This is a genomic window from Nocardioides sp. zg-1230 (assembly GCF_013155335.1).
In the GTDB taxonomy this organism is placed as follows: Bacteria; Actinomycetota; Actinomycetes; order Propionibacteriales; family Nocardioidaceae; genus Nocardioides.
The window spans coordinates 111,704-132,255 of sequence record NZ_JABJQZ010000005.1 but is presented as its reverse complement, the minus strand read 5'-3'; the positions used below and the strand labels follow the sequence as shown (position 1 = coordinate 132,255).

Sequence of the window (20,552 nt, the reverse complement as noted above, 5' to 3'; positions counted from 1 at the left end):
GGTCAGACTCGCTGCGGGTCGAGCTGTGGCAGCGGTTCTCCCTCGAGGGCGAGCGGGGCCTCGCGGGGTTCGTACAGGGCCTCCTCGGCCTCGGGCGTGACCCCGCGACGACGCTGCCACGCCGACACGTAGGCGACGAGGAAGGGCGCAGTGAAGGCCGTGGTGACCACCGCCGCCGCGACCTGCGCCGTGGCGCTCTCCTGGACCGCCAGCAGGCTGGGGTCGATGCTGGCCACCGCTACGGGCGTGGCGATGGCGTTGCCGGCGGTGCTTGCCTCGCTCACACCGGCGACGAGGTTGCGCGTCGGCCGCGGGTGGCGGCGAACGACGTGCCACGCATAGAGGGCGAGCACGGCGGCTCCGCCGGAGAGGACGACGGTGGCCAGACCGAGCAGGACCCCGACCAGCCCGGACGTGGCGAGCACCGTGAAGTCGATGCCCGCGCCCAGCGCGAACGCCGCGAAGGGGATGATGAGCTTCTCCCCCGGCGCCAAGAACTCACGGGCGATCGTGCTCGTGTTGCCCAGGACGAAGCCGAGGATCATCGGCAGGATCGCCGCCAGGAGGGCCATGAGTGGGAAGTCCGCGAGCCCTGCCGCACCGAGCGCGACCATCGTGAGGAACGGGCCGTCGTTGATGGACAGCATGGAGATGGCGCCCTTGTCGGTCTTGTTGCCGAACTGGCTGGTCAGCGCGACGTAGAGCGACCCGTTGGAGTTCGACATCGCGGCGATCACGGCCAGCGGCACCAGTCCCCACAGGTTGCCCTCGGGCGTCAGGAACGCGACCGCCAGGCCGGCGAGGACCGCGACGCCGTACTTGGCGAGCAGCAGGACGAGGCCCTTCTCCACGGCCGGCAGGGCTGCACGCAGCTGGATCTGCGCACCGACGGAGAGGAAGAACAGGCCGATGAGCACAGGTGCGCCGTCCTTGAACAGCGCCGTGGTGAAGCTGCCGATCGCCAGAACGTCGGGGAACACGGTGTTGACGACGGCCCCGAGGAAGAGGGGGACGATCATGAGGGCGCCCGGGATCCGACCGATGGCGCGCAGGAGTGGGTCCATGACAAGAGTCCTTCGTGTAGGGGCGCGCACGATCGTGCGGCCCGGCTGGGGGAAAGTCGTGGGGCGTTGACCGGGTGGCCGGCTCAGCCCTGGTCGCCACCACCCACCGGCAGCACGCTGCCGGTGATGTAGGACGCCTCGTCCGAGGCAAGGAAGAGGATCGGTGCGACCTGCTCGTCGAGCGTCCCGTAGCGGGACAGGTGGGTCGACGAGACGGTCTGATCGACGATCTCCTCGTACCACCGCCGGTCGCGCTCGTCGAGGTCCTCGGTGTTGCGGGGAACCCGCCTGGCGGGTGCCTCCGTCCCGCCCGGAGCGGTGGCCACGACCCGCACGCCCTTCGCGGCAGCCTCGAAGGCCAGCGACGCCGTCAATGCGTTGACGCCGCCCTTGGCTGCGGCGTACGGCACACGGTTGATGCTGCGGGTCGCGATGGACGAGACGTTCACGATGGTCCCGCGGCCCTGGCCCACCATGACGGGGAGCACGGCGCGGCAGCACCACAGCGTCGGGAACAGGGACCGGTTGATCTCCTGCTCGATCGCCGCCACGTCGTAGTGCTCGAACGGCCGGGTCCAGATGGTGCCGCCGACGTTGTTGATCCACACGTCGATGCGCCCGTGCTCGCCCGTCGCCGTCCCCACCAGGGACTCGGCCCCCTCGTACGACTCGAGGTCGCACTCGTGCGCGAGGGCACGACCGCCGACCTCCGCGATCTCGTCCGCCACCTCCTCGACCAACGGGGAACGATCACCCAGCACCACGCGGGCGCCCTCCCGGGCTGCGCGGTGTGCCACCGCAGCACCGATGCCTTGCGCGGCCCCGGTGACCACCACGACCTTGTCGGCGAATCGTCTGTCGAACATCCATGACCTCCTCTCGAGCGGTGACGAGTGTCACGCCGAGCAGCAGGGTGGCACGACGATTCGGTCGAGGAGAAAGATCAGTTGCCGATGATTGCCGCTCTCTGACGTATCAATCTGCTCGGCCCATTCATCGTTGCTGTCAATCAATCAGCCAGAGATGCGACCTTGTGCTCGATCAATGTCGCGACTTACCGTCGACATACGTGATCACCACCACACGAAGGGAGCCCGCCGTGGAGCTGCGACACCTGCGCTACTTCGCCGCCGTGGCCGAGACGCGCCACTTCGGCCGCGCGGCCGAAGGGCTCCACATGGCGCAGCCCGCGCTGTCGCAGTCGATCCGCCAGCTCGAGTCCGAGCTCGGCACGCCCCTGTTCGCCCGAACCACCCGTCAGGTGCGGATGACGCCGGCCGGGGAGTTCTTCCAGCTCGAGGTGGCCCGGATCCTCGACTCCGTCGAGGCCGCCACCCGCGGCGTGCGACGCATCGCCGCCGGCCGGCAGGGCCTCGTCCGCATCGCCTTCACCGGCAGTGCCGCCCACACCGAGCTCCCCCGCATGGCGCGCACCGTGAAGCGGGAGCTGCCAGGCATGGGCCTCGAGATCCACGCCGACCTGCTCACGCCCGCCCAGGTCGACGGCCTGCACGACGGGACGCTCGACCTCGGCGTGCTCCGGCCACCGATGCCCGGCGACGGGCTCGCCTCACGCACCTTGTCCTCTGAGCCGCTCGTCCTCGCGGTCGCGGAGGACCACCCGCTCGCCGAGCAGACGAGCATCTCGATGGGCGACCTGCGCACCGAGCGGTTCGTCCTGTTCTCCGGCCCGGACTCCGCGGTCAACGACGCCATCCTGCGCGGTGCCCGGGAGGTCGACTTCGTCCCGATCCGCGAGCACGAGGCGGCCGGCATCTCGGTCCTGCTGCCGCTGGTCGCCGCCGACCTCGGCGTCGCCCTCGTACCCGCGTCGGTACGTGCCGCGCCGCTGGCCGGGGTCGTCTTCCGCGACGTCACCGATGCCCCCACCGTCGACCTGGCCCTCGTGTGGCGGGCCGACGAGACCAACCCGGCCGTGCTCGCCGTCCTCGACGTGCTGTCCGCCGACTCCCCCACGACCGCCTCCCCCACCACGCTCCCCGAGCCCGACGAGGTCCCCCGATGAAGATCACGCAGGTCGAGGCGATCCCGTTCGCCATCCCCTACCGCAAGCCCCTGAAGTTCGCGAGCGGCGAGGTGCACGTCGCCGAGCACGTGCTCGTGCGCGTCACCACCGACGACGGCGTCGTCGGGGTCGCCGAGGCGCCGCCGCGTCCGTTCACCTACGGCGAGACCCAGGCCGGCATCGTCGCCGTCATCGACACCATCTTCGCCGGCCAGGTCGTCGGCCTCGACCTGGTGGAGCGCGAGCAGATCCACGCCCGCCTGTCGCGCACCGTCGGCAACCCGACGGCCAAGGCAGCGCTCGACATGGCCATCTGGGACGCCCTCGGGCAGTCGCTCGGCTACAGCGTCACCGAGCTGCTCGGCGGCTACACCGACCGGATGCGGGTCTCCCACATGCTCGGCTTCGACGAGCCGGCCGCGATGGTCGCCGAGGCCGAGCGGATGCGCGACACCTACGGCATCACCACCTTCAAGGTGAAGGTCGGCCGCCGCCCGGTCCGGCTCGACACGGAGGTCGTGCGCGCCCTGCGCGTCGGCCTGGGCGACGAGGTCGAGCTGTACGTCGACGGCAACCGCGGCTGGTCGGCCTCGGAGTCCGCGCGGGCCATGAAGGAGATGGCCGACCTCGACCTGACCTTCGCCGAGGAGCTGTGCCCCGCCGACGACGTCGTGAGCCGCCGCTGGCTGGTCCAGCAGCTCGACGTGCCGTTCATCGCCGACGAGTCGGTCGTGACCCCGGCCGAGGTGACCCGCGAGGTCCTCGGCGGCTCGGCCACCGCGGTCAGCATCAAGACCGCCCGCACCGGCTTCACCGCCAGCCGGCGCGTCCACCACCTCGCCGAGGGACTGGGCGTCGAGGTCGTCATGGGCAACCAGATCGACGGCCAGCTCGGCTCGCTGTGCTCGGTCGCCTTCGGCTCGGCGTTCGAGCTGACCTCGCGCCGTGCCGGCGAGCTCTCCAACTTCCTGGACATGACCGACGACCTCCTCGCGGAGCCGCTCGACATCCGCGGCGGCCAGCTCGTCGCCCGGTCCGGGCCCGGGCTCGGCGCCGCCATCGACCCCGACAAGCTCGCGCGCTACCGCCAGGACTGACGCGCACCCAGAAGCACTCCCAGAAGCACTCCCGCACCACCCCTACCCCGAGCAAGGAGCACCGCCATGAGCACCACCCTGAACGAGACCGAGAAGGCCTCCGCTGCCGCCTCCGGCGCCAGCGCCACCGAGCGCTTCCACGCCGACAAGTCGCCCTTCGACGCAGTGAAGGACGTCCCCGCCGAGCGCGTCGACACCCTCGCCCGCGAGGTCCTCGAGGCGATCTACGCGACGGTCCGCAGGCACAAGGTCACCTACGACGAGTTCAACGCGCTGAAGGCGTGGCTGATCAACGTCGGCGAGGACGGCGAGTGGCCGCTCTTCCTCGACGTGTGGCTCGAGCACGTGGTCGAGGACGTCGCCACCGAGCACCGCGAGGGCAACAAGGGCTCGATCGAGGGCCCCTACTACGTCCCGGACGCCCCCGAGCAGGGCGCGAAGGGCACCATCCCGATGCGCGAGGACGAGGGCGGCACCCCGCTCGTGTGGAGCGGCCAGGTCACCTCGACCGGTGGCGCCCCGCTCGGCGGCGCCAAGGTCGAGCTCTGGCACGCGGACGACGACGGCTTCTACTCGCAGTTCGCCCCGGGCATCCCCCAGTGGAACCTGCGCGGCTCCTTCACCGCCGACGCCGAGGGCCGCTTCGAGATCACGACCGTCCAGCCGGCGCCGTACCAGATCCCCACCGACGGCTCCTGCGGCAAGCTGATCGCCGCCGCCGGCTGGCACGCGTGGCGCCCGGCCCACCTGCACGTCAAGGTCTCGGCCCCCGGCCACGAGCTGCTCACCGCCCAGCTCTACTTCCCCGGCGACGAGCACAACGACGACGACATCGCCTCGGCCGTCAAGCCCGAGCTGATCCTCGACCCGCAGCAGCAGGCCGACGGCTCCGCCACTGTGACGTACGACTTCGTCCTCGACCCCGTCAAGGCCTGAGCGCCGATGCTCTACCACGTGCGGATGGACGTCCGGATCCCGCTCGACATGGATGCCGACGTCAGGGCCGACCTGGTCGCGCAGGAGAAGGCGTACGCGCAGGAGGTGCAGCACTCCGGCCGCTGGCCGCACCTGTGGCGGGTCGTCGGCGAGTACGCCAACGTCTCGATCTTCGACGTCGAGTCGAACGACGCGCTCCACGACCTGCTCTCCGGGCTGCCGCTGTTCCCCTACATGGACATCCAGGTCACCCCGCTGGCGACGCACCCCTCGTCGATCGCCTGAGCGACCATCGACGACCGACGGCCCGGCCCCGCCCACCGGCGGAACCGGGCCGTCGGCATGACGCGGATCACATCGGGACGGGAATGCGGAGCCGTCCCCGTCGGTTGAGTTGGTTGAATCATCAACCAAACCCCTAGACGCCAGGAGCACCCCAATGTCGTTCTTCCGCCGCAGCCCCAAGACCACCACCCCCGCCGCCGCCCAGCCGGTCGTCGACCAGGCCGCCGCGCCCGTCGCCGTCGCCGAGCGCGACGCCCTCACCGGCGACTACACCATCGACGCGAGCCACTCCCGCCTCGGCTTCTCGGCCCGCCACGCGATGGTCACCACCGTCCGCGGCCAGTTCACCGACTTCGAGGGCACCGCGCACGTCGACGCCGAGAACCCGGCCGCCTCGAGCGTCTCCCTGAGCATCCGGCCCGCCAGCATCTCCACCGGCTCGGCCGACCGCGACGGCCACCTGGTCTCCGCGGACTTCTTCGACGTCGAGAACCACGGCGAGATCACCTTCGCCTCCACCTCGGTCGAGCGCGACGGCACCGGGTGGACCATCACCGGCGACCTGACGATCAAGGGCACGACCCGCCCCGTGACGATCCCGTTCGAGGAGACCGGCACCGCGATCGACCCGTTCGGCAACACCCGGGTGGGCTTCGAGGGCGCGACCTCGATCAACCGCAAGGACTGGGACCTCTCCTGGAACGCCGCTCTCGAGACCGGCGGCGTGCTCGTCTCGGAGAAGATCAAGCTCGAGTTCGACGTCTCGGCGATCAGGAACGCCTGACCCCCGGCAGCGACGCCGCCCCTCCCGGACGGACCCGGAGCCACGAGCTCCCGGGTCCGTCCGTCGTTCTGTCCAAGGTTTGTCCATGCTTTTCGCTTTTCGGCTGTCAGGCAGCGCGGCGAAGCGCCAGAGTCGTGCCACGGCCGGCGCACGAGCCGGGCCACACGACCCACCGCCGGGAGGGGATCCCATGACCACGAGCATCGCGGAGCTGTCCGAAGCGCCGGACCGCACCCGGACGATCGCGGACCTGGTGGGTTGGGTCGACCGCGGACCCGAGTCCGTGGAGGCCCGGCTCGTGCTCGGCGCCCGTGCCAGCGGGCTTCCCGAACGCGAGCGCCGGGTCCTGGAGTGGCGACTGGTGGACGAGCGCACCCAGCAGGAGGTCGCCGAGCTCGTCGGGCTCACCCAGGCGCAGGTGGGCCGCATCCTCAGGCGCGTGGTCGGCCGGGCCCGTTCGGGTCCACTCCCCGCCGCCTGAGACCCCGCGCGACCGGCTTCCGTCAGCCGGCTTCCGTCAGCCGGCTTCCGTCAGCCGGCTTCCGTCAGTCGGCTTCCCAGTAGGGGCCCGGCAGGTAGCGGTCCGGCTCGACCGTCGTCACGGGACGGCGCACGGTCCGCCAGACCGTGCGCACGGTGCCGTCCGGCTGACGCACGGTGCGACGGACGCGGAAGTTGGCGTACGTCGTCGTGTAGGCGTTGCGGGTGTTGCGCGCGTTGTTCCACTGGTAGTCGAAGTTCTTGAGGTACTTCTTCGCCACGACCGCACCCCGCACGGTGAACCAGACCTCGTCGTTGGCGGTGCTGAGGCTCGACCAGTTCACCGATCCCGTCAGCACCATCGACGTGTCGGGCACGCCGTTGAAGGTGCCCTCGATCACGAGGTACTTCTGGTGGCTGTAGTAGTCGAGGATCAGGTCGTCGATCCCGTCGTTGTTGAGGTCGAAGTTGTCGTCGAGGTCGTAGTCCATGCCCGTCGAACGCAGCGGGATCCGGCCGCGCTTGGTGGGGGCGGCGATGGCGCCCTTCGTGTGGTAGCCGATGAGGCCGTAGGTGACCCGCACGTCGCAGCCCTGCACCCACTTCTGCCGGATCGCCTCGGCGAGGTAGTTGCCGCGGTTGCCGCGCATGGTGTGCATCGACAGGGCCAGGCGGGTGCGCTTCACCTCGCCGGTCACCGGGTCGGGGGTCAGGCAGCGGACACGGTCGAGCAGGTGCACCACCAGGTCGTCCTTCGGCCTCGAGACCCGCGGGAACGCGACGGCGGTGTGCTTGTCGAGCGAGTCGTCGCACGCCACGCCGTTGGCGGGGGTCCCGCAGAACGCGATCGGCTCCTGGCGGGTGTCGTAGTCCTTGCGCATGTCGTTGAAGAGCCCGACGAACTGCCGGAACAGCTCGTGGTCGCCGTCGGTGAAGTAGAGGTCGTTCCACTGGTGGATCGCGGCGTTGCGCGTCATGTTGGCCGAGCCGACCGCGATGACGTCCTCGGACTTCCCGGCCTGGCTGAAGAGGTAGAACTTCGAGTGCAGGTTGTTGAACTCGTTGGCCGCTCCCCGACAGCTCTGCTTGCACTTGTAGACGAAGCTGTCGCGCCGCGGGTTCTTGCCGAACTCGTCGCGCAGCATCTTCACCGCACCGTTCTCCCAGTGGTCGTTGAGGAGCATCTGCACCCGGACGCCGCGCCGGTAGGCCGCGACGAGCGCCCGGGAGACTCCGACACGGTCGAGGGAGTAGATGGCGATCCGGATGGTCGACCCCTTGGGGGTGTTCCGGATCGTCTTGATCACCCGACGCTCGATCTCGAAGTGACCCTTCGCGAGGTGGGGGTCATTGAAGAAGGGGCCGCTCGGCGCCTCCCACTTGCTCGGCTTCGGCTTCGGCTCGGCGGCTGTGGGCGCGCCGGCGTCCGAGACCGCCTGTCCTGGTGCGACCAGCACCAGCGTGGCCACCAGCACCAGGCAGAGACCCCCCACGAGCCTCGAGATCTTCGACACGACCCCAACCCTTCCGTCGAACGCGTGCGGTCAGCATAAGCAGACGCGGCCCGTTCCGGGCCGCTCCGTCCAGCGACACGACCACGGCGACCTGCTCGTGGTCTGATGTCCCACCCCGGGGGGTCGTGGCAAGACCGTTCCGCTTGACTCGTTCGAACACGTGTTCGATCATGGAGCCATGTCGTCCGCCCGCTCGATCGCCGCGCTCGACCCGGGTCGGTCCGTGGTCGAGCAGCTGCGCGAGCGGGTAGCGGCGATGGAGCGCAGGCCGGCCGGCGAGCCGGTAGCCACGCTGCCCGGGCTGGCCGACCTGGTCCCCCTCCACGCGGGCTCGACCTACGCCGTCGACTCGGCGTCGCTCGCGCTGGCGCTCGCGGCGGGGGCCTCGCAGGCCGGGGAGTGGGTCGGCTTCGCTGGCTGTGCCGACTTCGGGGCCGAGGCCGCGGCCGAGCTCGGCATCGAGCTGTCCCGCACGGTGCTGGTGCCCGACCCCGGTGAGCACTGGCTGGAGGTGACGGCCGCGCTCGTCGACGTGCTGCGGGTGGTGGTGTTGCGACCGCCTGCTTCCGTCGACGAGCGCACGGCGGGGATCCTCGACTCGCGGCTGCGCACCCGATCCGCGGTGCTCGTCGTCCACGGGCACTGGCCGCGGGCCACCGCCCGGATCGGTGTCGAGGAATCGCGCTGGAGCGGTCCGGGCTCCGGCGCCGGCGAGCTGCAGGAGCGGCGCGCCCGCGTCGCCGTACACCGCGGCGCGCGGCCGCCCGAGCGTGCCGACCTGGCGTGGCCGGGCGTACGCCGTCTCGAGGCGCCCCCGGTCCGCCAGGTCCGCGAGATCCGGTCGGTCGACGGCAGAGCCGGATGACGGTGCTCCGGTGAGGGTCATGGTCGTGTGGTGCCCCGACTGGTCGGTGGTCGCCGCGCTCGAGGAGGCGGACCGGTCGCTCCGCTCCCCCGCCGCCGTGCTGTCGGCCAACGTCGTGGAGGTCTGCAACGGCCCGGCCCGCGCCGAGGGCGTACGTCGTGGGCAGCGCCGACGCGACGCGCAGGCCCGGTGCCCCGACCTGCTGCTGCTCTCGGCCAACCCCGACCGCGACGCCCGGGCCTTCGAGCCGGTCCTCGCGGTCGTCGAGGACCTGCGGCCCGGGGTGGCCGCCCTGCGTCCCGGCCTGCTGGCCGTGCGCGCCCCCGGCAGCTGGTACGGCAGCGAGACCGCTGCAGCGGCGACCGCCTGCCAGGCGCTGGTCGAGACGGGCGTGTGGGACGTGCGGGTCGGCATCGCCGACGACCTCTTCACCGCCGAGCAGGCCGCCCGGACCGCGGAGGTGCAGTCGTGGACGGTCGTCCCGGACGGCGGCTCACCGTCCTTCCTGCGAGGGCTGCCCGTGCACGTGCTGCAGGACGACGGCGCGCGCGGTCGCGAGCTCGTCGGGCTGCTCGAGCGGCTCGGTCTGCGCACGCTGGGCGACCTGGCCGACCTGCCCGGCGACGCGGTCGAGCACCGGCTCGGCGCCTACGGTGCCACCGTCAGGCGGCGGGCCCGGGGCGAGGACCCCACGCTGTTCGCGGCGCGCACCCCGCCGCCGGAGCTCGACGCGGAGGTGGCGTTCGAGCCGCCGCTCGACTCCGTCGAGGCGATCACCTTCAGCGTCCGCACCACGGCCGAGCGGTTCGTCTCGCAGCTCGCCCACCACCAGCTGGTCGCCACCGGAGTGCGCGTCGAGGCGCAGTCCGACGGCGCCGTGTGCTCCTCACGCGTGTGGCTGCACCCACGCCACTTCACCGCCCGTGACCTCGTCGACCGCGTGCACTGGCAGCTGCAGTCGGCCGGGTCCACCAGCGGTGCCGGCGGCTCGCTGCGCGCCCGCAAGCAGGTGGGAGACGTGCGCGCGCCCATCGACCGGGTCCGGTTCCTGCCCGAGCTGGTCGAGCCCGCCGCCGCCCACGGCGAGGCGCTGTGGGGATCCGCCTCCGACGACCTCGTCCAACGGGGGGTGGCCCGGGTGCAGGGCATGGTCGGCTTCGACGCCGTACGACGTCCGGTGCTGCAGGGCGGCCGCAGCCCGGGCGCGCGCCAGGCCCTGGTGCCGTGGGGCGAGCGCGCGGTCGACCTGAGGCCGGTGGACCGGCCATGGCCCGGACGGGTGCCCGGCCCCGCGCCCGTCCGTGTCTTCGCCACTCCCCCGGCGGCCGAGGTCGTCGACGACGCCGGCCGCGAGGTCTGCGTCACCGATCGCGGCGTTGTCAGCGGCGAGCCGCGGCGCTTCCGGGTGACCGGCCGCGACGGCACGGGCCTGCCGTGGCAGCCGGTGACGGCGTGGGCCGGCCCCTGGCCCACCGACGAGGGCTGGTGGTCGGGCGGGTCCGGCCCCACCGCCCGCTTCCAGGTCGTCGGGGCCGACGGGCGGGCCTGGCTGCTGGTGCGCGCCCCGGAGGGCTGGGCGCTCGAAGCGGGGTACGACTGATGGGCTGGAACAACCCCCAGATGCACTGGAAGGAGCTCGAGCGCCGGCTCAGCGGCCTGCCAGGAGCCGACGACGCCCCGGTCTCGCGGCGCAAGCGCGCCTCCACCGAGGCGCGATCCATCGAGCGGCCCGCTGCGGTCACGCCCTACGCGGAGCTGCACTGCCACAGCCACTTCAGCTTCCTCGACGGCGCGTCCTCGCCGGCCGAGCTGGTCGAGGAGGCGGTGCGGCTCGGCCTGCACGCGCTCGCGATCACCGACCACGACGGCTTCTACGGCGCCCCGATGCTGGCCGAGGCAGCGGCGGCCTACGACCTGCCCACCGTCTTCGGCGCCGAGCTGTCGCTCGGGCTCAGCGGCCCGCAGAACGGCGTCCCCGACCCCGAGGGCAGCCACCTGCTGGTGCTGGCGCGAGGCGTCGAGGGCTACCACCGGCTGGCCGCGGCGATGACCGACGCCCACCTCCGCGGGGACGAGAAGGGTCGTCCGGTCTACGACCTCGACGAGCTGGCCGAGCAGGGGCGCGGCCACTGGGTGGTGCTCACCGGGTGCCGCAAGGGCGACGTGCGCCAGGCGCTGGCGACGGGCGGCGAGGCCGCGGCTGCCGAGGCCCTCGACCGGCTGACGTCGCTGTTCGGCCTCGAGCACGTGCTCGTCGAGCTGTCCCCGCGCCCCGGCGCCGACACCACCAACGCCTCGCTCGCGGGGCTGGCCGCCGTCCACGGGCTCGACGTCGTCGCGGCCGGCAACGTGCACCACGCGACCCCCCAGCGACACCGGCTGGCCTCCGCGATGGCTGCCGTACGGGCCCGTCGCAGCCTCACCGACCTCGACGGCTGGCTCGACCTTTCGGGCTCCGCACACCTGCGCACCGGTGCGGAGACAGCCGCCGCTCTGCCGACGTACGCCCACGCGGTCGCGCGCAGCGTCACCCTGGCCGACGAGCTGGCCTTCGACCTGCGCAAGGCGTCACCCGCACTGCCCAAGCGGCAGATCCCCGAGGGCCACACCGCCGACTCGTGGCTGCGGGTGCTGGCCGAGCGCGGCTTCGCCGAGCGCTACGCCGGCGTCCCCCACGAGGCCGAGGCGCGCGAGCGGCTCGAGCACGAGCTGCGGATCATCGCCGAGAAGGACTTCGCCGGCTACTTCGTCATCGTCCACGACATCGTCGCCTTCGCCCGCGAGCGGAAGATCCTCTGCCAGGGTCGGGGATCCGCGGCCAGCTCGGCGGTCTGCTACGCCCTCGGCATCACCGCCGTCGACGCGGTGTTCTACAAGCTGCCGTTCGAGCGGTTCATCTCCGCGCACCGCGACGAGGAGCCCGACATCGACGTCGACTTCGACTCCGACCGGCGTGAGGAGGTCATCCAGTGGGTCTACGACACCTACGGCCGGCGCAACGCCGCCCAGGTGGCCAACGTCATCGCCTACCGGCCGCGGATGGCGGTGCGCGACGCCGCCAAGGCCCTCGGCTTCTCGCCCGGCCAGCAGGACGCCTGGTCCAAGCAGATCGACGGGTGGAAGGCGGTCGTGGCCGGAGACATGGGCGACCCCGCCGCGCATGACGTGCCGGCCCCGGTGGTCGCGCTCGCCGAGGAGCTGATGGGTGCGCCGCGCCACCTCGGCATCCACTCGGGCGGGATGGTCCTGACCGAGCGGCCCATCGGGGAGGTCTGCCCCATCGAGCGGGCGCGGATGGAGCGACGCACCGTGCTGCAGTGGGACAAGGACGCGTGCGAGTCGATGGGGCTGGTGAAGTTCGACCTGCTCGGGCTGGGCATGCTCGGCGCCCTCGACCACATGATGCGGCTGGTCGCCGACCACCTCGGCGAGGAGTGGGACCTCGCGACGATGCCCAAGGAGGAGCCGGCGGTCTACGACATGCTGTGCCGCGCCGACTCGATCGGCGTCTTCCAGGTGGAGAGCCGCGCCCAGATCGGCACCCTCCCGCGGCTGCGCCCGCGCGAGTTCTACGACCTCGCCATCGAGATCGCCCTGATCCGCCCCGGGCCGATCCAGGGTGGCGCGGTCCACCCCTACGTCCGCCGCGCCACCGGGCAGGAGCCGGTCACCTACGACCACCCGGAGCTGGTGCCGGTCCTCGAGCGCACCAAGGGCGTCCCGCTGTTCCAGGAGCAGCTGATGGCGATGGCCGTCACCCTCGGCGACTGCAGCCGTGACGACGCCGACCTGTTGCGCCGCGCGATGGGCTCCAAGCGGGGCGTCGAGCGCATCGAGTCGGTCAAGCAGAAGCTCTACGCCGGCATGCAGCGGCGCGGCATCACCGGCGACCTGGCCGACTCGATCTACGTGAAGATCCTGTCCTTCGCCAACTTCGGCTTCGCCGAGTCGCACGCCCTGTCCTTCGCGCTGCTCGTCTACGCCTCGTCGTGGTTCAAGCTTCACTACCCGGCGGCGTTCCTCGCCGGGCTGCTGCGCAACCAGCCGATGGGCTTCTACTCCCCGCAGTCGCTGGTCCACGACGCCCGCCGCCACGACGTCGACGTACGCCGCCCCGACGTGACGCTGTCCGCGGCCCAGGCCGAGCTGGAGCCCCTGCTGCCCGGAAATGGGTCCGACGCGGTGGTGGCGACCGGTCTCGACGAGTGCTGCCGGCCGAGGTTCACCCGCGTCGAGTGGGTGCCCGGCACCCCTGACCCGGTGCCCACCCACCGCCGCGACGGTGCGCTCGCCGTACGCCTCGGGCTCGACTCGGTGCGCGGCATCGGGCTCGACGTGGCGCGCCGCATCGTGGCCGCCCGCGAGGAGGCCGCGTTCACCGGGATCACCGACCTCTCCCGCCGAGCCTCCCTGACGTCCGCGCAGCTCGAGGCTCTGGCCACCGCCGGCGCCTTCGACGCCTGGGGGCTGGACCGCCGCTCGGCGCTGTGGACGGCCGGGTTCGCCGAGGCGGCCGAGCACCTGCCCGGCACCACTCCCGCCCCCGCTGCGCCGACGTTGCCAGGGATGAGCGAGCCCGAGATAACCCTGGCCGACCTGTGGGCCACCGGCGTCTCTCCCGAGCGCCACCCGGTCGAGCACCTGCGCGACGAGCTGCGCCGCGCGGGGGTGCGCTCGGTGGCCGAGCTGGCCGACGCCGAGTCGGGGCGGCGCGTCCACGTCGGCGGCCTCGTGACCCACAGGCAACGGCCGGGCACCGCGATGGGCGTCACCTTCCTCAACCTCGAGGACGAGACCGGGATGCTCAACGTCGTGTGCTCGATCGGGGTGATGAAGGCCCACCGGCAGGCCGCCCGCAACAAGGTCGCCGTCGTCGTGCGCGGGCGGCTCGAGCGCAACGAGGGCGTCACCAACCTCGTCGCCGACCGGGTCGAGGGCATCGACGTCGTCGTCCCCGGCGCAGGGGCGGTCCTGCAGGCACGAGCGTCGTCTCGCGACTTCAGGTGAGCGGGCGCACCCAGGTCGCCGTGCCCTCGTCGAGCGCGAGCACCGCATCGGCCTGCGCGGCGGCTTCGGGGTCATGGGTCGCGAGGACCACGGCCGCGCCGCGGGCGGCTTCCTCGCGGAGAGCGGCGATCATCAGCTCGCGGTTGCCGGCGTCGAGGTCGCTGGTGGACTCATCGGCGAGGAGCACGCGCGGCTGCAGCGCGAAGGCACGCGCCAGCGCGACGCGTTGCTGCTGGCCGCCCGAGAGCTGGTCGACGAGGTGGCGGCCGAACTCCGCCAGCCCGACCCGGCCGAGCTGCTCGGTCACGCGGCCCGACGCCTCCCCGGCGGGCACACCGATCCCGAGCAGCGGGACGAGGATGCTCTCCTCGGCCGTGAGGGACACGCTGAGGCCGTTGCCCTGCGGGACCAGGACGACCCCGGCCCGGGCGGCGTCGTCGCGGTCGCCGAGCGTGCGGCCGTCGACCTCCACCGCGCCGGTGACCGTCGCTGCCGCCGGGCGCCAGGCACACGCCAGCGCCCACAGCAGCGAGGACTTGCCGGCGCCCGACGGTCCGGTGACCGCGAGCATGCGCCCGCCGGGCACGTGCAGGTCGAGGGGACGTACGGCGACGAGCTCGCCGTAGGCGACACCGAGGCCGGTGCACCCGAGGTCGCTCATGCGGGGTCCTCCTCGTCGTGCTGCGCCTTGAGCTCGAAGTGGTCGCCGACCTCGTCGATCCGGACCAGCGTGCCCGGCGACAGCCTGTCGCGGACGTGGCCCGGGAGGGGGAGGAAGCCGTCGGCGGTGACCACGGCGTACTCGTCGCCGCTGCGCCCCTCACCACCGATCCTGCCGTCGCGGATGGTGACCGTGCGTGGCAGCACGCGGGCGACGTCAGGGTCGTGGGTGACCAGGACGACGGTGGTCCCGTGGGTGGTGCTGACGTGCGCCAGCGCGTCGAGGACCCGGTCACGTGCAGCGTGGTCGAGCTGGCTGGTCGGTTCGTCGCACAGGAGCAGGCCGGGACGGTTGGAGACGGCGGCGGCGACCGCCGCGAGCTGCAACCCGCCGGGGGTCAGCCGCGTGAGCGGCTCGTCTGCATGGTCGATGAGGCCGAGCTCGGCGAGCACCTCGGCCGGGTCGGGGAGCGAGCGGCCGGCGCGACGGGCCTGCTGCTGGGCGAACCGGACGTTGTCGGCGGGGGTGGCGTGGGGCAGCAGGTTGCGGCTCGCGCCCTGGAGCATCAGGCCGACGTCGGTCGCCCTGAGCCGGTCGAGCGCGCGCGGCGGTGCGGTGGACAGCTCGGTCTCGCCGACGAACACCTTGCCGGCGCTGGGGCGGAAGATCCCTGCCAGCAGGCTCATCAACGTCGACTTGCCCGAGCCGGACGGGCCCAGCAGCCCGACCGTCTCCCCCGCCGCGACGTCGAGGTCGACCCCCGACAGCGCCGCGACGTCGTGCCCCTCGGCGTGGTAGATGTGCACGAGGCCGCGGGTGCGAATGGTGAGCCCGCGCATCAGGCGCCCTCCCTGACCCGCTCGACGTGGGCTCGGCGAGCCCCCACCAGGCCCGCGACCCCGGCCACCACGAGCAGCACCACGACGCAGGTCGCGGCAACCGCGAGGACAGCCGGCCACGAGGTCGACGGGTCGACGACCGGGACCTCCGGCGGCTCGGGGAAGAACGCCACGTCCGGCATGGCGAGCGCCGCGCCAGCGATGCCTGCTGCCACTCCGACGACGATGGCCGGGATGACGGCCGACAGCTGAGCCCAGACGGCGAGGCGGCGGGTCGTCCGCCCGTCCACCCCGGTGAGCCGCAGCACGGCGAGGTCGCGGGCGCGGGTGCGCCAGCCGATCGCCGCGAGCACCAGGAGGACGAGCAGCGCGAGGACCATCACCGCCGGCGCCACCGCGGCGCCGAGCGCCAGGCTCCAGCGGGCGACCGTGTCGTCGTAGGACTGACGGACGGTCGCGAAGCGCCGTACGTCGCTCGGCGCGATCACCCGTTCGCGCAGCGCCGTCTGCACGGCTGCCACCAGTTCGGCGTCGTCCTCCATCCAGACCTCGACGCGTGTGTCGTCGGTGATCGCCGCACCGCGGGTGGCAGCGTCGATGTCGACCAGGCTGGATCCGTCGGGCATCGCCGGCACGAGGACGAGCGAACCGGCGTCCTCCGCCGGCCGATCGGTGCCGTCCACACCTTCGAGCATCAGCGTCTCCGCGGACGCATGCGGCGGCTCGACGGTCAGCAGCGCGGGGATCGCCCGCGGCACCCAGGCCGGGGAGACCTCGATCGGGTAGAAGCCGCGCCCCTCGATCGCGAGCCGCAGCGTGCCCCCACCGCCGCCGACCGCTGAGATGAAGGTGTCCTTGTCCTCGGTGGTGTTCCAGTCCGAGGCCGAGGTCGCCCAGTCGACCACCTTGCCGTCGACGCGCAGGCCCGAAAGCGCGAGCCTGCCCCGGACGAGCGCGCCCTGCACGGTCGTCAGCTGCAGCGCTGCCAACCGGCAGCCCTCGGAGCAGGCGTCGGCCCTGCCCGTCAGCCGCTGGCGCGCGCCGTCCGGCGGCAGGGTTCCGAGCTGGACCGTGCGTCGTACGCCGGTGGCGGAGGTGACGACCAGGCTCAGCCGTACGTCGACCTCGTTGCCGAAGACGTCTCCGGAGGCGAGACCGGCGCCGGTCTCCACGTCGAGCGAGACGCGCGTGCCGGTGATCTCCATCGGCTCACGGTCGGGCGGGGCGATCGCCCGCCACTCCTCCTCGGTGGGACCGCCGCGCGGGAAGAACGCGATCTGCCGGAACTCGTCGGGGTCGACGGCGAGGGTGTCGCGTCCGACCAGGACGGCCGTCGCCCGGCCCGAGGCGTCGGCGGCCGTCAACGCCGTTCGCACACCGTCGACGTCGCCACCCGCGACCCGGAGCACGACCGGGGCGCCGGCGTCGTGCTGGCTGGCGTTGGCCCGGTTGCGCTCGCCGATGGCCAGGGCGTCCATGGAGAAGACCGCGAGCGCACATGCGACGGTGAGGACGACGATCACGGTTCGCCCCTCCGACCGGCGTCCGACCTCCAGCAGGCTCGTGCCGGAGACCAGGCGACCGCGCGCCAGCAGGCGACGGCCGAGCAGCCGACCGACAGGACCGGCCAGGTGCGCCAGCAGCAGGCCGGTGAGCAGTGCGATGAGTGCGGGCCCGGCGAGGGCGAGGGGACCCTGCAGGCTCCCGGTCACGAAGGCGACCACACCGGTGCCGACACAGGCGACGACGAACGCGTCGACCGCTCCCAGCGTCCACCGGTTCGTCGGCGCCGGGCCGCTGCGCACCACGTCGGGCAACGGCTCGCGCGCCGTGCGTACGGCGGCGGCGAGGGAGCTCAGCACGATCACGGCGATCGCGATGAGGAGCGCGGTGCCGAAGCCCGCCCCGGCCTCGAGCGGCGCGGATCCGGGCAGCACGCGACCGACGACCATCCCTCCCGCCACTGCCAGGACGGCACCCGGCACGACGCCGACCAGGAGCGCGGGCAGCAGCTCCAGCAGGAGGAGCCCGGCGGCGCCCGACGGGCCATGGCCGCGGAGTCGCGCGACCGCGACCTCATTGCGTCGCGAGGACGTGGCGGCGCTGAGCACCAGCCAGAGCACGAAGACCGACAGCACACCGATCGGCGCCAGGAGCAACGGCACGGTGCGGTGGGCCTGGTCGACCTGGGTGAGCACGGTGTCGATCAGCTCGTCGAGGCCGGTGCGGAGCCCCAGGTCATCGCCCCGCTGGCGCAGGTCGTCGTCGATCTCCCGGACGCCGTCTCCCAGCGCGAGCACGCCGTCGACATCGGCGTCCTCGGTGCGCACGGGTGCACCTGCCTGTGACGTCTCCGCCGTCATGATCGAGCCGTCGGTGAAGGTCGCCTCGGTGGTCAACCACGCGTCGTGGTTGGCCGACGGGTCGAGCCCGCGCACGAGGGCCGAGACGCCCACGATGCGCTGGCCCTGCCACCACACGTCGTCGAGCGGCGGGGCGTAGGTCCCGGCGACCTCGAGGCGGATGTCAGGCAGGTCGGTGATCGAGGAGCCGACCTCGCGGACCGAGCCGAGCCGCAGCCCGAAGTTGTCGACGTCCTCCTCGCTCACCAGGATCTCGCCGGGCGCGTCCGGACAGGCGCCGCTCAGGATGCGTACGTGCTCGCACGCGCCGTCGCGCCACAGGAGCAGGCCCGAGGGCGGGACCTCGCCCGTCGTGGGCACGACGATCGCGGAGCGGCCGAGCACGACCGGCCCGAGGCGCGCAGCCTGGTCGTCCGGGATGCGCATCGCGAGCTCGCGCGGGTCGCGCGGCTCCGTCCCTCCGGCGAAGTCGCTGCTCTCGGACACCAGGGTGACCGTCGCCTCGGCGGGTGTCGCCTGCGCCAGCAGCGTGTCGACCAGGGACTGTTGCATCGCCCGGTCGTACACCGGGGCGAAGGTGGTGCAGGCCGTGACCAGTGCGGAGATGGCGACCAGGGCCAACGCCTGGCCGCGCCGGTGGCGCCATGCCGACCGCCACGCGTGGCGGCCGGGCGACCACGCGTGCGCGCGCGGGGATCGCCAGCCCATGTGGCCACTTCCTGTCGTCGTGCGGTGCGGGGAGGATAGCGGTCCGTCGCCCGTCCGGGTGGGACGACAGGACCGGCCGTCCCCCCGGTGGGTCGATGGGCCATATGCTCGATGCGAGCCGCCCTGTGGCGACGGCGGACGACGATCAGGAGGCATGGTGGGCGACGACCGAAGCGCTCTCGAACAGTCCACCGCAGACCGGTCAGCCAGCTCGTACACAGTCGTGATCCCCGTCTACAACAGCCAGGACGTCGTGGGGTCGACGGTCGACCGCGTCGTCGAGGTCTTCGAGTCCGCCGGGCTGCGCTACCAGGTCGTGCTGGTCAATGACGGCAGCCGGGACGACAGCTGGGACGTGATCGCCGAGCGCGCGCGCACCTCCCCCCACGTCGTCGCGCTCGACCTGCTGCGCAACTACGGCCAGCACCACGCCAACCTCGCGGGCATGCGGGAGTCGACCGGCGACTACGTCATCACCCTCGACGACGACCTGCAGAACCCGCCCGATCAGGTGCTGCTGCTGATCGACAAGGCGATGGAGGGCCACGACGTCGTCTTCGGCCGCTTCGAGCGCAAGCAGGCGCGCGGCTACCGACGGCTGGGCAGCAAGGCGATCAGCATGATCAACCGCCGGGTCTTCGACCAGCCGCCCGGCCTGGCCGTGTCCAACTTCCGCATCCTGCGTCGCGACGTGGTGGAGCGGATCTGCGACTCCCGCACGGCCCACCCCTACATCACCGGCCAGGCCCTGATGTTCTCCAGCGACCCGGCCGACGTGCTCGTGCGGCACGACCCCCGACCGGTCGGCGCCAGCAACTACGGCCTGCGACGGATCGCCTCGCTCGTGCTGACCATCCTGTTCAGCTACTCCGTCTTCCCGCTGCGACTGGCGGCCGGCGTGGGCTTCGCGGTCGCGGGCGTCAGCTTCCTGCTCGGCCTCTTCTACCTGGTCCGGGCGCTGTTCGTGGACTCCACCGTGCCGGGCTGGACGACGATCGCGGTGCTGCTCGCGCTGATGAACGGCTTCGTCATCATGCTGCTGTCGATGCTGGGCGAGTACGTCGTCCGCACGCTCAACGCGGTCAGCGCGGTCACCACCTACCACGTGGCCCGCCGGGTGTCCTCGTGACCGGCTGCGACCACCGGCACCTCCTCGTCGTCGGTGCGCAGCGGTGCGGTACGACGTACCTGAGCCGCGCGCTCGACGCGCACCCCGACCTCACCATGGCCCGACCGTCGCCGCCCGAGCCGAAGGTCTTCTGCGACGCGGAGCTCACCGCCCGCGGCGCGGACTCCTACCACCGCACGTGGTTCGCCCACGCCCGCGACGAGGAGCTGCTCGGCGACAAGAGCACCAGCTACCTCGAGGACCCGCAGGCCCCGGGCCGCGCCGCGGCGATGCTCGGGGAGGTCGAGGTGGTCGCGCTGCTGCGGGACCCCGTGCGCCGAGCCGTGTCCCACTGGCGGTTCAGCACCGCCAACGGCTTCGAGGACCGTGACCTCGAGGACGCCCTGCTCGCCGACCTGCACGACGACCAGCCGTGGGACACCCGGCGCTCGTCGGTGTCGCCGGTGGCCTACCTGCGCCGCGGTCGCTACGCCGAGCAGCTCGCACCGTGGTTCGCGACGTTCCCGGCGACCACGCACGTGCTGTTCCTCGAGGAGCTGCTGGCCGACCCCGAGGTGCTGCGCGGGCTCGTCGCGGACGTCGGCCTCGACCCCGGGCGGACGCCGACGCCGGGGGCGAGGCAGGTCAACGCGAGCCCCGGCGACGCCCCCGTGCTCGACGCAGGCGTGAGGGGCACGCTCGAGGGGTACTTCAAGGACAGCAACGTCCGCCTGGCCGACCAGCTGGGGAGAGCGCTGCCGTGGTGACCCGCACCGACGCGAACGACCCGGACACACGAGAAGGCCCGGACACAC

At 72.5% G+C, this 20,552-nt stretch carries 17 protein-coding genes; 11 read left to right on the top strand and 6 right to left on the bottom strand.

All coding sequences use genetic code 11. The annotated features are described in order from the left end of the window. Positions 1–2 precede the first annotated feature (2 nt). Both HOO61_RS16545 and HOO61_RS16540 read right to left on the bottom strand, forming a co-directional pair. Complete coding sequence (locus HOO61_RS16545; protein WP_172260422.1) at positions 3–1,064, bottom strand: 2-keto-3-deoxygluconate permease; 1,062 nt, start codon at positions 1,062–1,064, stop codon at positions 3–5. Between the two features lie 83 nt (positions 1,065–1,147). After that, a complete protein-coding gene (locus tag HOO61_RS16540) occupies positions 1,148–1,930 on the bottom strand; it encodes a 1,6-dihydroxycyclohexa-2,4-diene-1-carboxylate dehydrogenase (protein WP_172260420.1) in 783 nt (260 codons plus the stop codon). A gap of 233 nt (positions 1,931–2,163) precedes the next feature. Between HOO61_RS16540 and HOO61_RS16535 the strand changes: the two genes are divergently transcribed. From HOO61_RS16535 to HOO61_RS16510, 6 genes are all read left to right on the top strand, one after another. Then, the gene (locus HOO61_RS16535; protein WP_172260418.1) at positions 2,164–3,090 is read left to right on the top strand and encodes a LysR substrate-binding domain-containing protein; all 927 of its coding nucleotides are present in this window, start codon (positions 2,164–2,166) and stop codon (positions 3,088–3,090) included. Next, the gene (locus tag HOO61_RS16530) at positions 3,087–4,187 is read left to right on the top strand and encodes a mandelate racemase/muconate lactonizing enzyme family protein (protein WP_172260416.1); all 1,101 of its coding nucleotides are present in this window, start codon (positions 3,087–3,089) and stop codon (positions 4,185–4,187) included. The genes HOO61_RS16535 and HOO61_RS16530 overlap by 4 nt, the downstream gene beginning before the upstream one ends. Positions 4,188–4,253: 66 nt before the next feature. Next, on the top strand, positions 4,254–5,123 hold the full coding sequence (gene catA, locus HOO61_RS16525; RefSeq protein WP_172260414.1) for a catechol 1,2-dioxygenase: 870 nt from the start codon (positions 4,254–4,256) through the stop codon (positions 5,121–5,123). Between the two features lie 6 nt (positions 5,124–5,129). Beyond that, a complete protein-coding gene (gene catC / locus HOO61_RS16520; RefSeq protein WP_172260412.1) occupies positions 5,130–5,408 on the top strand; it encodes a muconolactone Delta-isomerase in 279 nt (92 codons plus the stop codon). 154 nt (positions 5,409–5,562) lie between these two features. Further along, positions 5,563–6,192, top strand: a complete 630-nt coding sequence (locus HOO61_RS16515) for a YceI family protein (protein ID WP_172260410.1) — start codon at positions 5,563–5,565, stop codon at positions 6,190–6,192. 190 nt (positions 6,193–6,382) lie between these two features. Then, on the top strand, positions 6,383–6,673 hold the full coding sequence (locus HOO61_RS16510; protein WP_172260408.1) for a sigma factor-like helix-turn-helix DNA-binding protein: 291 nt from the start codon (positions 6,383–6,385) through the stop codon (positions 6,671–6,673). A 64-nt stretch (positions 6,674–6,737) separates the two neighbouring features. On the opposite strand, the gene HOO61_RS16505 is transcribed toward HOO61_RS16510, so the two are convergent. Beyond that, the gene (locus HOO61_RS16505) at positions 6,738–8,186 is read right to left on the bottom strand and encodes a phospholipase D-like domain-containing protein (protein ID WP_172260406.1); all 1,449 of its coding nucleotides are present in this window, start codon (positions 8,184–8,186) and stop codon (positions 6,738–6,740) included. Between the two features lie 178 nt (positions 8,187–8,364). On the opposite strand from HOO61_RS16505, the gene HOO61_RS16500 reads away from it, so the two are divergent. From HOO61_RS16500 to HOO61_RS16490, 3 genes are read left to right on the top strand one after another with little or no spacing between them, the layout of a single operon-like run. Then, positions 8,365–9,051, top strand: a complete 687-nt coding sequence (locus tag HOO61_RS16500) for a hypothetical protein (RefSeq protein WP_172260404.1) — start codon at positions 8,365–8,367, stop codon at positions 9,049–9,051. Between the two features lie 19 nt (positions 9,052–9,070). Beyond that, entirely contained in the window at positions 9,071–10,651 is a 1,581-nt protein-coding gene (locus tag HOO61_RS16495; protein WP_216659073.1) for a DNA polymerase Y family protein, read from the top strand. Further along, on the top strand, positions 10,651–14,058 hold the full coding sequence (locus HOO61_RS16490; protein ID WP_172260400.1) for an error-prone DNA polymerase: 3,408 nt from the start codon (positions 10,651–10,653) through the stop codon (positions 14,056–14,058). Before HOO61_RS16495 ends, HOO61_RS16490 begins: the two co-directional genes overlap by 1 nt. Here HOO61_RS16490 and HOO61_RS16485 read toward each other — a convergent pair. The 3 genes from HOO61_RS16485 to HOO61_RS16475 are packed head-to-tail and all read right to left on the bottom strand — an operon-like array spanning position 14,051 to position 18,629. Then, entirely contained in the window at positions 14,051–14,719 is a 669-nt protein-coding gene (locus HOO61_RS16485) for an ABC transporter ATP-binding protein (protein WP_172260398.1), read from the bottom strand. The two genes, HOO61_RS16490 and HOO61_RS16485, sit on opposite strands and share 8 nt — an antisense overlap. Beyond that, complete coding sequence (locus HOO61_RS16480; RefSeq protein WP_172260396.1) at positions 14,716–15,558, bottom strand: ABC transporter ATP-binding protein; 843 nt, start codon at positions 15,556–15,558, stop codon at positions 14,716–14,718. The genes HOO61_RS16485 and HOO61_RS16480 overlap by 4 nt, the downstream gene beginning before the upstream one ends. After that, complete coding sequence (locus HOO61_RS16475) at positions 15,558–18,629, bottom strand: FtsX-like permease family protein (protein ID WP_172260394.1); 3,072 nt, start codon at positions 18,627–18,629, stop codon at positions 15,558–15,560. The genes HOO61_RS16480 and HOO61_RS16475 overlap by 1 nt, the downstream gene beginning before the upstream one ends. 223 nt (positions 18,630–18,852) lie before the next feature. Between HOO61_RS16475 and HOO61_RS16470 the strand changes: the two genes are divergently transcribed. Beyond that, on the top strand, positions 18,853–19,758 hold the full coding sequence (locus HOO61_RS16470) for a glycosyltransferase family 2 protein (protein ID WP_172260392.1): 906 nt from the start codon (positions 18,853–18,855) through the stop codon (positions 19,756–19,758). Beyond that, on the top strand, positions 19,755–20,504 hold the full coding sequence (locus HOO61_RS16465; RefSeq protein WP_172260390.1) for a sulfotransferase: 750 nt from the start codon (positions 19,755–19,757) through the stop codon (positions 20,502–20,504). The genes HOO61_RS16470 and HOO61_RS16465 overlap by 4 nt, the downstream gene beginning before the upstream one ends. Positions 20,505–20,552: the final 48 nt, after the last annotated feature.

Bases quoted from the DNA above. Each gene is read 5' to 3' on its own strand.
- HOO61_RS16490 (WP_172260400.1), top strand. From the start codon at position 10,651: ATGGGCTGGAACAACCCCCAGATGCACTGGAAGGAGCTCGAGCGCCGG.
- HOO61_RS16510 (WP_172260408.1), top strand. From the start codon at position 6,383: ATGACCACGAGCATCGCGGAGCTGTCCGAAGCGCCGGACCGCACCCGG.
- HOO61_RS16540 (WP_172260420.1), bottom strand. From the start codon at position 1,930: ATGTTCGACAGACGATTCGCCGACAAGGTCGTGGTGGTCACCGGGGCC.
- HOO61_RS16485 (WP_172260398.1), bottom strand. From the start codon at position 14,719: ATGAGCGACCTCGGGTGCACCGGCCTCGGTGTCGCCTACGGCGAGCTC.
- catC (WP_172260412.1), top strand. From the start codon at position 5,130: ATGCTCTACCACGTGCGGATGGACGTCCGGATCCCGCTCGACATGGAT.
- HOO61_RS16530 (WP_172260416.1), top strand. From the start codon at position 3,087: ATGAAGATCACGCAGGTCGAGGCGATCCCGTTCGCCATCCCCTACCGC.
- HOO61_RS16480 (WP_172260396.1), bottom strand. From the start codon at position 15,558: ATGCGCGGGCTCACCATTCGCACCCGCGGCCTCGTGCACATCTACCAC.
- HOO61_RS16500 (WP_172260404.1), top strand. From the start codon at position 8,365: ATGTCGTCCGCCCGCTCGATCGCCGCGCTCGACCCGGGTCGGTCCGTG.
- HOO61_RS16545 (WP_172260422.1), bottom strand. From the start codon at position 1,064: ATGGACCCACTCCTGCGCGCCATCGGTCGGATCCCGGGCGCCCTCATG.
- HOO61_RS16515 (WP_172260410.1), top strand. From the start codon at position 5,563: ATGTCGTTCTTCCGCCGCAGCCCCAAGACCACCACCCCCGCCGCCGCC.
- HOO61_RS16475 (WP_172260394.1), bottom strand. From the start codon at position 18,629: ATGGGCTGGCGATCCCCGCGCGCGCACGCGTGGTCGCCCGGCCGCCAC.
- HOO61_RS16495 (WP_216659073.1), top strand. From the start codon at position 9,071: ATGGTCGTGTGGTGCCCCGACTGGTCGGTGGTCGCCGCGCTCGAGGAG.
- catA (WP_172260414.1), top strand. From the start codon at position 4,254: ATGAGCACCACCCTGAACGAGACCGAGAAGGCCTCCGCTGCCGCCTCC.